A 14,156-nucleotide genomic window follows, 5' to 3' on the forward strand; every position below is an offset into this window, starting at 1 on the left:
CAAGCCTCTTCCGTGGCAGTTCAGGCACAGGCCTTCAGGGCCTGGTCGATATCGGCCAGCAAGTCGTCGATGTCTTCGAGCCCCACCGACAAACGCACCAGCCCCTCGGAAATACCATGGTGCGCCCGCTCCTCGGGCGTGTAGCTGGAGTGGGTCATGCTCGCCGGGTGCTGGGCCAGCGACTCGGCGTCACCCAGGCTCACCGCCCGGCTGAACAGCTGCAATGCATTCATGAAGCGGCGCCCGGCCTCGATGCCACCCTTGAGCTCGAAGGCGATCATTCCACCCGGCAGGCGCATCTGCCGTTGCGCCAATGCGTACTGAGGGAACGACGGAAGGCCTGGGTAATGGATCAGCTCGACCTGAGGTTGGCGGGCAAGGTGCTCGGCCAACCGCTGCGCATTGGCGCAATGGCGGTCCAGGCGCAGGGCCAGGGTCTTCATGCCACGCATCAGCAGCGAGGCGTCGTGGGGCGACAGCACCGCGCCGGTCATGTCCTTGAGGCCTTGCAGGCGAATGCGGTCGACCAGCGCCTTGCGCCCGACCACCAGGCCGGCGGTGATGTCGCCGTGGCCGGACAGGTACTTGGTCGCCGAGTGCACCACCAGGTCGGCGCCCAGTTCCAGAGGGCGCTGCAGATAAGGGGTGCAGTAAGTATTGTCGACCACGATGCTGATGTCGTGGCCACGCACCGCCTCGGCCACGGCGGCGATATCCACCAGTTGCATGTTGGGGTTGGCCGGGGTTTCGAAGTAGATCATCCGAGTTTTCGCGGTGATCGCGGCTTTTAGCGCCTGCGGGTCGTTGAGGTCGACATGCTGGATCTTCACACCGAACTCACCGATGCCGTGGTGCAGGTAGGCGAAGGTGCAGCCATACAGGGTGCGGCCGACGATCAGCTCGTCCCCCGGGCGTAGCAAGGTCCACAAGGTGGAAGTGATGGCGCCCATGCCCGAAGCCAGTGCCAGCCCGGCCTCGCCGCCTTCGAGCGACGCCATGCGCTGCTCCAGCAGGGCCAGGGTCGGGTTGGAGATACGGCTGTAGAAGTGCCCGCCCTCCTCGCCGGCAAAGCAGGCAGCACCGTATTCGACGGTCGGAAAAGCGAAGGTGGCGGTCTGGTAGACCGGCGGCACCAGGGCGCCACCATGGGACAGCGGATCGTAGCCGTAGTGGATCGCTCGCGTGGAAAAACCGGTGTTGTTATTGGAGTCGCGCATGGCAACAGCCTCGTGTGGTTTGTTATAAGCTTATGCCACCGAGCTGCTGCAATTTTTCCAAAGTTGCCCACGCAATCGGGCCAGTATTGGAATAAAAACAATAAATGGTTAACCAGGAGGGCAAATCATGCCTTCGACCCTCGACCGCACCGACCGCGCCCTGCTCGCCGCCCTGCAGGACAACGCGCGCCTGACCGTCTCCGAACTTGCCGACCAGGTCGCCCTGACCACCTCGCCGTGCTGGCGGCGGGTCAAGTTGCTGGAGGACAACGGCTACATCACCGGCTACCAGGCTATTCTCTCGCCCAAATCGCTGGGTTTTGGGGTGACCGCCTTCGTCAGCATCATGATGGACTCGCACACCAAGGAGATGGCCCTGGCCTTCGAGCGGCGGCTGATGGAGATCCCCGAGATCGTCGCCTGCCACAACATTTCCGGGCGCTATGATTTTTTGCTGGAGATCCTGGCGCGCGACCTGGAGTCGTTCGGCGAATTCACCCGCGAGGTGCTGCAGCGGTTGCCGGGGGTGAAGGAGATCTACTCGAGCTTTTCGTACAAGGCGGTGAAGGAGCGCAGAGTCATCCCCGTTTCGGAAAAGCATATTTAGCTAACGCGTGGGAGCGGGCTTGCCCCGCGATAAGGCCAGCCCAGGCAACCGCTTCGCATGGCATGGACTTCGTCCATGATCGCGGGACAAGCCCGCTCCCACAGTACCGCGCCGAACTCAAAACCCGCTCCCACAGGCACACCGTCCACAAAAGAAAAAACCCGCCGAAGCGGGTTTTTCATGTACGACGATGGATCAGATCGCCCCACGCTGACGCAGCACATCCAGCACCAGCTTCACGCCTTCATCGACGCTGACCGACTGGGTGTCGATCACCAGGTCCGCATCCAGCGGCACGTCGTACGGGAAGCTCTCGCCCGGGATGTTGTCGCCACCGGCGGCATACAGGCCCTGCGGGTCACGCTCGCGGCAGGCCAGCGGCGAGGCCTGGACGTAGATGGTCACCAGGCGCTCCTTGCCGATCAGCGCCTTGGCCTGTTCGCGGCCTTCGGCGTCCGGGGCAACGAAGGCAGCCAGGGTCAGCAGGCCGGCTTCATTGAACTGGCGCGCCACATGGGCGGCACGGCGCCAGTTTTCGGTGCGGCCGGCGCGGTCCTGCGGCAGGCCCTTGTTCAGGTCGTGACGCAGGTTCTGGCCATCGAGCACGTAAACCGCACGGCCCATGTCGAACAGCTTGCGCTCGACCGCATAGGCCAGGGTGCTCTTGCCGGCGCCGGAGAGGCCGCTGAACAGCACGGTGGCCGGTTGCTGGCCAAAGCGCAGGGCGCGCTCTTCGGTGGCCACGTGGGCCAGCTTGCCATGCTGGCCGGCGCTGCCGTGGGGCAGTACCGGCGGCGCGATGATCATGCCGGCGCCGACGGTGCCGTTGGTCAGGCGGTCGATGACGATGAACGCACCGGTGGTGCGATTGCTGTCGTAACCATCCAGGGCAATGGCGCTGTCCAGGGCGACCTTGACGCGACCGATCTCGTTCAGCTGCAGCGCGCTGGCGGCGCCCTGCTCGAGGGTGTTCACATCGACCTTGTGGGTGATGCTGGCAATCGAGCCCGGCACGTAGCTGGTGGCGCGCTTGATGTCGTATTTCTTGCCCGGGAGCATCGGCTCCTCGGCCATCCACACCAGCATGGCGTCGAACTGGTCGGTCACCTGCGGCACGTTGTCGGCATGCACCAGCAGGTCGCCACGGGAGATGTCGATCTCGTCTTCCATGGTCAAGGTCACCGCCTGGCCGGGGCCGGCGTTCTCCAGCTCACCTTCGAAGGTGACGATGGACTTGACCCGGCTGCTCTTGCCCGACGGCAGCACGACGATCTCGTCGCCCTTGTGCACCACGCCACCGGCGATGGTGCCGGCAAAGCCACGGAAGTTCAGGTTCGGGCGGTTGACGTACTGCACCGGGAAGCGCAGGTCGGTGACATTGCGGTCGGCGGCGATCTCGACGGACTCGAGGATCTCCATCAGCACCGGGCCGGTGTACCACGGCGACTGCTCGCTGCGGTTGACCACGTTGTCGCCCTTGAGCGCCGACATCGGCACGAAGTGCAGGCTCGATGGTTTGAGGTCGATGCTCTCGGCGAACTTCAGGTAATCGGCCTTGATCGACTCGAAGACCTGCTCGTCGAAGCCCTTGAGGTCCATCTTGTTGACCGCGACGACGATGTGCTTGATACCCAGCAGCGAGGCGATGTAGCTGTGCCGGCGGGTCTGGGTCTGCACGCCGTAGCGGGCATCGACCAGGATGATCGCCAGGTCGCAGGTCGAGGCGCCGGTGGCCATGTTGCGGGTGTACTGCTCGTGGCCCGGGGTGTCGGCGATGATGAACTTGCGCTTGGCAGTGGAGAAGTAGCGGTAGGCGACATCGATGGTGATGCCCTGCTCGCGCTCGGCCTGCAGGCCGTCCACCAGCAGCGCCAGGTCGACTTCCTCGCCGGTGGTGCCGGATTTCTTCGAGTCGCGGGTGATGGCCTCGAGGTGGTCCTCGTAGATCATCTTGGAGTCGTGCAGCAGGCGCCCGATCAGGGTGCTCTTGCCGTCGTCCACGTTGCCGCAGGTGAGGAAGCGCAGCAGCTCTTTACGCTCATGCTGGGCCAGGTAGGCGAGGATGTCCTCGCTGATCAGATCAGATTGGTGCGACATGACGAAACCCTGAAATTAGAAGTAGCCTTGGCGTTTTTTGTCTTCCATCGAGCCTGCACCATCGTGGTCGATGACGCGGCCCTGGCGCTCGGACGTGCGGGTCAGGAGCATTTCCTGAATGATGTCCGTCAGGGTCTCGGCTTCGGACTCGACCGCACCCGTCAACGGGTAGCAGCCCAGGGTACGGAAACGCACTTTCTTCTTGACGATGCGCGCCTTCTCTTCCTCGCTGAGGTGCTCGAGGATGCGTTCGTCGTCGATCATGATCAGGGTGCCGTTCTTCTCGATCACTTCACGCTCGGCGGCGAAGTACAGCGGCACGATCGGGATGCCTTCGAGGTAGATGTACTGCCAGATGTCCAGCTCGGTCCAGTTGGACAGCGGGAACACACGGATCGACTCGCCCTTGTTGACCTTGCCGTTGTAGATGTTCCACAGCTCCGGGCGCTGGTTCTTCGGGTCCCAACGGTGCTTGCTGTCGCGGAACGAGTACACGCGCTCTTTCGCGCGGGACTTCTCTTCGTCGCGGCGCGCGCCACCGAAAGCGGCATCGAAACCATGCTTGTCCAGCGCCTGTTTCAGGCCCTGGGTCTTCATGATGTCGGTGTGCTTGGAGCTGCCATGGGTGAACGGGTTGATGCCCTGCGCCACACCCTCGGGGTTGACGTGGGTGATCAACTCCAGGCCCATCTCCTCGACCATCTTGTCGCGGAAGCTGTACATCTCCTGGAACTTCCACTGGGTGTCGACGTGCATCACCGGGAACGGCAGCTTGCCCGGGAAGAAGGCCTTGCGCGCCAGGTGCAGCATGACCGCGGAATCCTTGCCGATCGAGTAGAGCATCACCGGGTTGTCGAACTCGGCGGCCACCTCGCGGATGATATGGATGCTCTCCGCCTCCAGCTGTTTCAAGTGCGTCAGATTGTCGACCATGGCTACTCACGAAAAACGATCTTATGGACGGCCTGCGGGCCGTGTTCGAGCGAGCCACTTTATCACAGCGCCTGATTCTATTTAGGAGGCTGCCTAGATCGAAACAATCTAACGATATGACTGGGGGTTTGGGCCCAAAAGCATCGCGGGGCAAGCCCGCTCCCACGCCAGTCGTGGGAGCGGGCTTGCCCCGCGAAAAGGCCATCAGATCGGGTTCGGGCAATCGATGAACAGGTGCTCGACCGCGAACCGCCGTGCCAGGTAATCCCCCAGTGCCTGCACACCATAGCGCTCGGTGGCGTGGTGCCCGGCGGCAATGAAGCTGATGCCGTTCTCCCGGGCACTGTGGAAGGTCTGCTCGGACGCCTCGCCGCTGAGGAACAGATCCACCCCCGCCGCGATGGCGGTGTCGATATAGCCCTGACCGCCACCGGTGCACCAGCCGACCCGGCGGATCATCTGCTCGCCCTCGATCACCAGCGGCTCACGGCCCATGACCTCCTGCACCCGGCGGGCGAAATCACGCGCCGACAGAGGCTCGGCCAACGAGCCGACCAGGCCCACCACCTTGGGGTTGTTCGGGTCCAGCGGGCCTTCGACGGTGATGTCCAGCTGGCGCGCCAACTGCACGTTGTTGCCCACTTCGGGGTGCAGGTCCAGCGGCAGGTGGTAGGCCAGCAGGCTGATGTCGTGCTTGAGCAAGGTCTTCAGGCGGCGCTGCTTCATGCCGGTGATGCAGGGGTTTTCCCCCTTCCAGAAATAACCGTGGTGGACCAGCACCAGATCGGCCTCGGCCTCGACGGCGGCATCGAGCAGTGCCTGGCTGGCGGTGACCCCCGTGACGATGCGGCTGACCTGCGGGCGGCCCTCGACCTGCAGGCCATTGGGGCAGTAATCCTGGATTTTTGCACTGGCCAGGTAGCGCTCGGCTTCCTCGACCAGGGTATTGAGGGCGACGGCCATGAAAAATCTCCTCGAAATCGGCGTTGCACCAGGGCACGAGGCCCTATAATGGCCGCCATTATGGGCCGTTGCCGGCGCAGGGGAAACCGGCGGCAAGTGCTTGGGGGACTACCCCATCGCGGGGCAAGCCCGCTCCCACGCCTTCACTACCTGGCGTGGGAGCGGGCTTGCCCCGCGATGAGGCAGCCGTCGCCGATCGACTTTTTCACGTGTATGATCGCGCGCGCTCGCACCCTGGGCCGCACCGATGTGGCCCCCGCCCTACTCCCAGGATTGATTCATGCTCAAGGCTCTGCGTTATTTCGGCTGGCCCCTGCTCACCGGCGTATTGATCGCCATGCTGGTCATCCAGCGCTTCCCGCAATGGGTCGGCCTGCCCAGCCAGGACGTCAACCTGCAGCAGGCCCCGCAGACCACCCGGATCATGCAGGGCCCGGTCTCCTATGCCGATGCCGTGACCCTGGCCGCCCCGGCGGTGGTCAACCTGTACACCACCAAGGTGGTCAACAAGAGCGCCCACCCGCTGTTCGAAGACCCGCAGTTCCGGCGTTTCTTCGGCGACAACCTGCCCAAGCAGCGGCGCTGGGAATCGAGCCTGGGTTCGGCGGTGATCATGAGCCCCGAGGGCTACCTGCTGACCAATAACCACGTCACCAGTGGTGCCGACCAGATCGTCGTGGCGCTCAAGGATGGCCGCGAAACCCTGGCCCGGGTCATCGGCAGCGACCCGGAAACCGACCTCGCGGTACTGAAGATCGACCTCAAGAACCTGCCGGCGATCACCATCGGCCGTTCGGACAACATCCACATCGGCGATGTCACCCTGGCCATCGGCAACCCCTTCGGCGTCGGCCAGACCGTGACCATGGGCATCATCAGCGCCACCGGGCGCAACCAGCTGGGCCTGAACAACTACGAAGACTTCATTCAGACCGACGCGGCGATCAACCCAGGCAACTCTGGCGGCGCGCTGGTCGATGCCAACGGCAACCTGGTGGGCATCAACACGGCAATCTTCTCCAAGTCCGGCGGCTCGCAAGGCATCGGCTTCGCCATTCCGGTCAAGCTGGCACTGGAGGTGATGAAATCGATCGTCGAGCACGGCCAGGTGATCCGTGGCTGGCTGGGCATCGAAGTGCAGCCGCTGAGCCAGGAATTGGCCGAGTCGTTCGGCATGCAGGGGCGCCCGGGCATCGTCGTGGCAGGGATTTTCCGCGACGGCCCAGCGGCACGCGCGGGGCTGCAATTGGGGGATGTGATCCTCAGCATCAACGGCGAGCCAGCCGGCGATGGCCGCAAGTCGATGAACCAGGTGGCGCGGATCAAGCCTACCGAAAAGATCACCATCGAAGTGGTGCGCAATGGTCAGCAACTGAAGCTGATCGCCGAGGTGGGGCTGCGGCCACCACCGGCGCCGGTGGCCGCAAAAGAAGAGAACTAAGCGTACACGGATCGCCCTGTAGGAGCGGCCTTGTGCCGCGAAAGGGCCGCAACGCGGCCCCGGCGGCATTTGTGGTGAAGCTGAAATCCTGGGGCCGCTGCGCAGCCCCTTCGCGGCACAAGGCCGCTCCTACAACGACCGCGTCAGCCGCTGCAAAAAGGGCTGCAAAGCAGCCCTTTTTGCATCAATGCAGGATCTGGCTCAGGAACAACTTGGTCCGGTCACTGCGCGGCCGGTCGAAGAACTCGTCCGGCGCCGCCTGCTCGACGATCTCACCCTTGTCCATGAAGATCACCCGGTTCGCCACGGTGCGGGCAAAGCCCATCTCATGGGTCACGCAGAGCATGGTCATGCCGTCCTCGGCCAGGCTGACCATGGTGTCGAGCACTTCCTTCACCATCTCCGGGTCGAGCGCCGATGTCGGTTCGTCGAACAGCATGATCTTCGGCTTCATGCACAGCGCCCGGGCAATCGCCACGCGCTGCTGCTGACCACCGGACAACTGCCCCGGGTACTTGTGCGCCTGCTCTGGAATACGCACGCGCTCCAGGAAGTGCATGGCGATTTCCTCGGCCTTGCGCCGTGGCATCTTGCGTACCCACATGGGCGCCAGGGTGCAGTTCTCGAGGATACTCAGGTGCGGGAACAGGTTGAAGTGCTGGAACACCATGCCCACCTCGCGGCGGATCGCCTCGATCTGCTTGAGGTCGTTGGTCAGCTCCACACCGTCGACGACAATGCGCCCCTGCTGGTGCTCTTCCAGGCGGTTGAGGCAGCGGATGGTGGTCGACTTGCCCGAGCCGGACGGCCCGCACAACACGATGCGCTCACCCTGGCGCACGTTCAGGTTGATGTCCTTGAGCACATGGAACTGGCCGTACCACTTGTTCACGCCCTGCATCTGGATGATGCCTTCGGGGCCGGCAGGCTGCTTGATCGCTTCACTCATTTCGAAACTCCTAACGCTTGTGGCCAGTGTCCAGCTTGCGCTCCAGGTGCATGGAGTAGCGGGACATACCGAAACAGAAAATCCAGTAAACCAGGGCCGCGAACACGTAGCCCTCGGTCGCCATGCCAAGCCAGGCAGGGTCTGCCGTGGCTTGTCGAGTGCTGTTGAGCAGGTCGAACAGGCCGATGATGATCACCAGGCTGGTGTCCTTGAACAGGGCGATGAAGGTGTTGACGATGCCAGGGATCACCAGCTTGAGCGCCTGGGGCAGGATCACCAGGCCCATGGCACGCCAGTAGCCCAGGCCCATGGCCGCAGCCGCTTCGTACTGGCCCTTGGGGATCGCCTGCAGGCCACCGCGGACCACCTCGGCGATATAGGCAGACTCGAACAGGATCACGAAGATCATCGCCCGCAACAGCTTGTCGAAGCTGGTCCCCTCGGGCATGAACAACGGCAGCATCACCGAGGACATGAACAGCACCGTGATCAACGGGATGCCGCGCCAGAACTCGATGAACGTCACCGAGACCGCCTTGACCACCGGCATCCTCGAGCGCCGCCCGAGGGCAAGCAGAATGCCCAGCGGCAGCGCCGCAGCAATACCCACAGTGGCGATCACCAGGGTCAAGGTCAGCCCACCCCATTGGGACGTCGGCACCAGGGCCAGACCAAAGCTGCCACCGTGCAGCAACAGGTAGGCAAGAATGGGATACAGCACCAGGTAGCCGATGCCGTAGGGCACCTTGCGTGGGAAGCGCTTGATGAACAGCGGCGCCGCTGCGATCACGCCCAGCCAGACCGTCAGGTCGACACGCCAGCGTAGCTCGGCCGGGTAGTAGCCATACATGAACTGGCCGATGCGCTGCTGAATGAACACCCAACAGGCACCTTCCTTCGTACAGTCCGCCCGGGTGGTGCCGGACCAGTTGGCCTCCAGGAACGCCCACTGCAACAGGGGCGGCACAATCAGCCACACCAGGTAGATGGCAAACAGGGTCAGCAGGGTGTTGACCCAGCTGGAAAACAGATTGGCGCGCATCCACGCCAGCACGCCGACGGTTTTCACCGGTGGCGGCATATCAGGTTTGAAAACATGGGAACTCATGCGCCTGCCCTCACCGCTCGATCAGCGCAATGCGCTTGTTGTACCAGTTCATCAGCAACGAAATGCTGATGCTGATCGTCAGATACACACCCATGGTGATCGCCATGACCTCGACAGATTGCCCCGTCTGGTTCAACACCGTGCCCGCGAACAGCGACACCAGCTCGGGGTAGCCGATCACCGCAGCCAGCGAGGAGTTCTTCGTCAGGTTCAGGTACTGGCTGGTCAGCGGCGGGATAATGACCCGCAGTGCCTGGGGGATGATCACCTTGCGCAAAGTCGGGCCTTCGCGCAGCCCGAGTGAACGCGCCGCCTCAGTCTGGCCGTAGCTGACCGAACGAATGCCGGCACGCACGATCTCGGCGATAAACGCTGCGGTGTAGATCGACAGGGCCAGGGTCAACGCCAGGAACTCGGGGATCAGCACCCAGCCGCCGACAAAGTTGAAGCCCTTGAGCTGTGGCACCTCCCACTGCAGCGGGCTGCCGAACAGCAGCACGCTCATGGCGGGGATACCGATGAACAGTGCCAGGCCTACCCAGAACTTGTGGAACGGTTGCCCGGTTTCATCGAAGCGCTTGTTGGCAAAGCGCACCATCACCACGACCGCCACGACCGCCAGGGCCACCGCCACCGCGAACGGCCAGGCGCCCTCGGCGATGGACGCACCGGGCATGTTCACGCCACGGCTGCTGATGAAGAACAGATCATCGATATTGATGCTGCCCCGCGGCCCCGGCAGCGCGGTGAACACCGCGAAGTACCAGAACAGGATCTGCAACAGCGGCGGGATGTTGCGGAAGGTCTCCACATACACCGTCGCCAGCTTGCTGATCACCCAGTTGGAGGACAAGCGGGCCACGCCGATGGTGAAGCCAAGCACGGTGGCGAGAATGATGCCGATGACACTCGCCAGCAATGTATTGAGCAGGCCGACCAGCAATACCCGTGCGTAGGTATCGGCCTCGGTGTAGCCGATCAGATGCTGGGCGATGCCGAAACCGGCACTGCGCTCGAGAAAGTCGAAGCCCGAGGTGATGCCCCGGTGCTGCATGTTGGTCTGGGTGTTATGAATGAGGTACCAGCCCAGACCGATCACACAGGCTACCGTGAGGATCTGGAACAGCCACGCGCGCACACGTGGATCGCTAAGGGAAAACCCTTTCCGTGCGCCGATTTGATTTTGCATGAAGTGCCCCGAAAAGAAGGGTGTCGAACGACCCGCGGCGGCGGTATGCCGCCGCGGGGTGCAAGCATCAGCGCACTGGCGGTGCGTACTGGATGCCGCCGTTGTTCCACAGGGCGTTCAGGCCGCGGTCGATCTCCAGCGGTGTGCTCTTGCCAAGGTTCTTCTCGAACACTTCACCGTAGTTGCCGACCTGCTTGACGATCTGCACCACCCAGTCCTTCGGCAGCTTGAGGTCCTTGCCGTATTCGCCGTCGGCACCCAGCAGGCGGGCGACATCAGGGTTCTTGGTGGACTTGGCCTCGGCTTCGACGTTCTTCGAGGTGATCCCCGCCTCTTCGGCATTGAGCATGGCGTAGAGGGTCCACTTGACGATGCTGAACCACTCTTCATCGCCTTTGCGCACCACTGGGCCCAGAGGCTCCTTGGAGATGGTTTCCGGGAGCACCACGTAGTCGGTCGGCGCGGCCAGCTTGGAGCGCTGGGCGAACAGCTGCGACTTGTCGGAGGTCAGCACGTCGCAACGACCCGACTCCAGCGACTTGGCGCTCTCGTCGGAGGTGTCGAAGGTGATCGGGGTGTATTTCAGGCCGTTGGCGCGGAAGTAGTCGGAGACGTTCAGCTCGGTGGTGGTACCGGCCTGGATGCAGATGGTGGCGCCATCGAGCTCCTTGGCGCTGGAAACGCCGAGCTTCTTGTTCACCAGGAAACCGACACCGTCGTAGTAGGTGACGCCGGCAAATACCAGGCCCATGCCGGCATCGCGCGAGCTGGTCCAGGTGGTGTTGCGCGACAGCACGTCGACTTCGCCGGACTGCAGCGCGGTGAAGCGTTCCTTGGCGTTGAGCTGGCTGAACTTGACCTTGGTGGCGTCACCGAACACGGCGGCGGCCACTGCACGGCAGACGTCGGCGTCGATGCCGACGATCTTGCCTTGTGCATCAGGTACGGAGAACCCCGGAAGACCATCGCTCACGCCACACTGGACGAAGCCCTTCTTCTTCACCGCATCGAGGGTGGCGCCGGCCTGGGCGAAGCTGGTGGCGCCCAGCGCAGCGGCGGCGGTCAGGACTGCCAGGGTGGTTTTCAACATCTTCATCAACAACCTCCAAATCGCTCTTGTTGTACGAGCCGGAATTGCACCGCACCCTTATGAGGCACATCCGACCCCGTGTTGGCTTGTTTTTGGGTCAATTGGCGCAATGAGCTGTTCTATGACAGCCTTTATATCCACACGAGGGGTGTTACCGTGACTGGCCCACTCCTTCGCATGACAAGGTCATAGCAAAGGGCGTACCACAGTTGCAGGCTTAAGCGATTAAGCGGGCGTCAAGTAGGAAAAGTTGTAGAGTTGCGACATCTTTTTCTGGCATTAACCTCCATCGCCTTCTTTTTACGCACTCATTACGTACGCACGCACTTTTTCGGAGCAGTCATGACCAACCCGCTGATTCTCGAACCCCAGAACACCGCCGACGCCTGTGTGATCTGGTTGCACGGCCTGGGGGCCGACCGTTACGACTTCCTACCGGTGGCCGAGTTTCTCCAGGAGCGCCTGCTCAGCACCCGCTTCGTCATGCCCCAGGCCCCTACCCGCCCGGTGACCATCAACGGCGGCTATGAAATGCCCAGCTGGTACGACATCAAGGCCATGACCCCGGCACGGGCCATCGACGAAGCGCAGCTCGAGGAATCGGCCGGGCAGATCATCACGCTGATCAAGGCCGAACAGGCCAAGGGCATCAACCTGTCGCGGATCATCCTGGCGGGCTTTTCCCAGGGTGGCGCCGTGGTGCTGCACACCGCCTATATAAAGTGGCAGGAAGCGCTGGGCGGGGTGATTGCCCTGTCCACCTACGCCCCGACCTTCACCGACAGCCAGCAACTGAGCGCCTGCCAGCAGCGCACGCCCGCGCTGTGCCTGCACGGCGTGCATGACCCGGTGGTGATCCCATCGATGGGCCGCACGGCGTTCGAATACCTCAATACCTGGGGCGTGGCCGCGCAATGGCACGAATACCCGATGGAACACGAGGTGGCGGTGGCCGAGCTGAACGATATCCACGACTGGCTGAGCCGCCAGCTGCAGTGAGCCTGTAGCCGCCCGAGCATTGCACTACGCCGCGCCCGATTCTTGCATTACACTGCCCGGCGTACATTCCTTAACCAGTTGACGAGATGATCGTGCTCAAGGCACTCAAGAAAATATTCGCCAAGGGAGACGCCGCGCCGCCAGCCGCCGAGCCCGTCGCCGTGACCCCGCCCGCGCCGGCACCGCAACCGGCCGCCGAACATTCTGCGCCGCGCGCCAGCGCCAAGCCCAAACCCGCCCCGGCCGCCGCCGACAAGCCGGCCACCGAGCCGGTCCGCGCGCAGCAGCCCGCCACGCCAAAGCCACGCCGCGAGCGCAAGCCCAAACCCCAGGCCAGCCTGTGGAAACCCGAAGACTTCGTGGTCGAGCCGCAAGAGGGCAAGACGCGCTTCCACGACTTCAAGCTTTCCAACGAGCTGATGCATGCCATCCACGACCTCGGGTTCCCGTATTGCACGCCGATCCAGGCCGGCGTGCTGGGCTACACCCTGCGTGGCCAGGACGCCATTGGTCGGGCACAGACCGGCACCGGCAAGACCGCCGCGTTCCTGATCTCGATCATCTCGCAGCTGCAGCAGACCCCGCCGCCCAAGGAGCGCTACATGGGCGAACCGCGCGCGCTGATCATCGCCCCGACCCGCGAACTGGTGGTGCAGATCGCCAAGGACGCCGTGGCCCTGACCAAGTACAGCGGCCTGAACGTGATGAGCTTCGTCGGCGGCATGGACTTCGACAAGCAGCTCAAGGCCCTCGAAGCCCGCCACTGCGACATCCTGGTGGCCACGCCGGGCCGCCTGCTGGACTTCCAGCAGCGTGGCGAAGTGCATCTGGACATGGTCGAGGTGATGGTACTGGACGAAGCCGACCGCATGCTCGACATGGGCTTCATCCCCCAGGTGCGGCAGATCATCCGCCAGACCCCGCCGAAGAGCGAGCGCCAGACCCTGCTGTTCTCCGCCACCTTCACCGACGACGTGATGAACCTGGCCAAGCAGTGGACCACCAACCCGGCCATCGTCGAGATCGAGCCGGAGAACGTCGCCAGCGAAACCGTCGAGCAGCACGTGTACGCGGTGGCCGGCAGCGACAAGTACAAGCTGCTGTACAACCTGGTCACCCAGCACAAATGGGAACGGGTGATGGTGTTCGCCAACCGCAAGGACGAAGTGCGGCGCATCGAGGAAAAACTGGTGCGCGACGGCATCAACGCCGCCCAGCTTTCCGGCGACGTGCCGCAGCACAAGCGCATCCGTACCCTGGAAAACTTCCGCGAAGGGCGCATCACCGTGCTGGTGGCCACCGATGTGGCCGGCCGCGGCATCCACATCGACGGCATCAGCCATGTGATCAACTTCACCCTGCCGGAAGACCCGGACGACTACGTGCACCGCATTGGCCGTACTGGCCGCGCGGGGGCCGAGGGCGTGTCGATCAGCTTCGCCGGTGAGGACGACTCCTACCAGTTGCCGGCGATCGAGGAACTGCTGGGGCGCAAGATCAAGTGCGAGATGCCCCCGGACGAGCTGCTCAAGCCGGTGCCGCGCAAAGGGCACTGAGGCGTCA

The 14,156-nt window shown here is 63.3% G+C and carries 12 protein-coding genes; 4 read left to right on the top strand and 8 right to left on the bottom strand.

Features of this window, described 5'->3' with window-relative positions; genetic code table 11:
• Positions 1-20: 20 nt before the first annotated feature.
• Positions 21-1,217, bottom strand: a complete 1,197-nt coding sequence (locus tag DM373_RS00315; protein WP_110991642.1) for a methionine gamma-lyase — start codon at positions 1,215-1,217, stop codon at positions 21-23.
• A 127-nt stretch (positions 1,218-1,344) separates the two neighbouring features.
• Between DM373_RS00315 and DM373_RS00320 the strand changes: the two genes are divergently transcribed.
• On the top strand, positions 1,345-1,824 hold the full coding sequence (locus DM373_RS00320) for an Lrp/AsnC family transcriptional regulator (RefSeq protein WP_110991643.1): 480 nt from the start codon (positions 1,345-1,347) through the stop codon (positions 1,822-1,824).
• A 195-nt stretch (positions 1,825-2,019) separates the two neighbouring features.
• Here the strand turns inward: DM373_RS00320 and cysN are convergent, their stop codons facing one another.
• From cysN to DM373_RS00335, 3 genes are all read right to left on the bottom strand, one after another.
• Positions 2,020-3,921: a sulfate adenylyltransferase subunit CysN gene (gene cysN / locus DM373_RS00325; protein ID WP_110991644.1), complete on the bottom strand. Its 1,902-nt coding sequence runs from the start codon at positions 3,919-3,921 to the stop codon at positions 2,020-2,022.
• A gap of 15 nt (positions 3,922-3,936) precedes the next feature.
• Positions 3,937-4,854, bottom strand: a complete 918-nt coding sequence (cysD, locus tag DM373_RS00330; RefSeq protein ID WP_110991645.1) for a sulfate adenylyltransferase subunit CysD — start codon at positions 4,852-4,854, stop codon at positions 3,937-3,939.
• Positions 4,855-5,058: 204 nt separating this feature from the next.
• Positions 5,059-5,817 (bottom strand): Nif3-like dinuclear metal center hexameric protein, encoded by a 759-nt coding sequence (locus tag DM373_RS00335; protein WP_110991646.1) that lies wholly within the window; start codon positions 5,815-5,817, stop codon positions 5,059-5,061.
• Between the two features lie 280 nt (positions 5,818-6,097).
• Between DM373_RS00335 and algW the strand changes: the two genes are divergently transcribed.
• Entirely contained in the window at positions 6,098-7,258 is a 1,161-nt protein-coding gene (gene algW, locus DM373_RS00340; protein ID WP_110991647.1) for a Do family serine endopeptidase AlgW, read from the top strand.
• Between the two features lie 184 nt (positions 7,259-7,442).
• Here the strand turns inward: algW and DM373_RS00350 are convergent, their stop codons facing one another.
• The 4 genes from DM373_RS00350 to DM373_RS00365 form a co-directional block, all read right to left on the bottom strand.
• Positions 7,443-8,207 (bottom strand): amino acid ABC transporter ATP-binding protein, encoded by a 765-nt coding sequence (locus DM373_RS00350; protein ID WP_110991649.1) that lies wholly within the window; start codon positions 8,205-8,207, stop codon positions 7,443-7,445.
• A gap of 10 nt (positions 8,208-8,217) precedes the next feature.
• Positions 8,218-9,315 carry an amino acid ABC transporter permease gene (locus tag DM373_RS00355; protein WP_110991650.1) on the bottom strand — a complete coding sequence of 366 codons (1,098 nt, stop codon included), beginning with the start codon at positions 9,313-9,315 and terminating at the stop codon, positions 8,218-8,220.
• 10 nt (positions 9,316-9,325) lie between these two features.
• Positions 9,326-10,504 (bottom strand): amino acid ABC transporter permease, encoded by a 1,179-nt coding sequence (locus DM373_RS00360; protein ID WP_110991651.1) that lies wholly within the window; start codon positions 10,502-10,504, stop codon positions 9,326-9,328.
• A 67-nt stretch (positions 10,505-10,571) separates the two neighbouring features.
• The gene (locus tag DM373_RS00365; RefSeq protein ID WP_110991652.1) at positions 10,572-11,600 is read right to left on the bottom strand and encodes an amino acid ABC transporter substrate-binding protein; all 1,029 of its coding nucleotides are present in this window, start codon (positions 11,598-11,600) and stop codon (positions 10,572-10,574) included.
• A gap of 336 nt (positions 11,601-11,936) precedes the next feature.
• Between DM373_RS00365 and DM373_RS00370 the strand changes: the two genes are divergently transcribed.
• Positions 11,937-12,593: an alpha/beta hydrolase gene (locus DM373_RS00370; RefSeq protein ID WP_110991653.1), complete on the top strand. Its 657-nt coding sequence runs from the start codon at positions 11,937-11,939 to the stop codon at positions 12,591-12,593.
• A gap of 92 nt (positions 12,594-12,685) precedes the next feature.
• A complete protein-coding gene (rhlB, locus tag DM373_RS00375; RefSeq protein WP_110991788.1) occupies positions 12,686-14,149 on the top strand; it encodes an ATP-dependent RNA helicase RhlB in 1,464 nt (487 codons plus the stop codon).
• Positions 14,150-14,156: the final 7 nt, after the last annotated feature.

Source organism: Pseudomonas sichuanensis (genome assembly GCF_003231305.1).
In the GTDB taxonomy this organism is placed as follows: domain Bacteria; phylum Pseudomonadota; class Gammaproteobacteria; order Pseudomonadales; family Pseudomonadaceae; genus Aquipseudomonas; species Aquipseudomonas sichuanensis.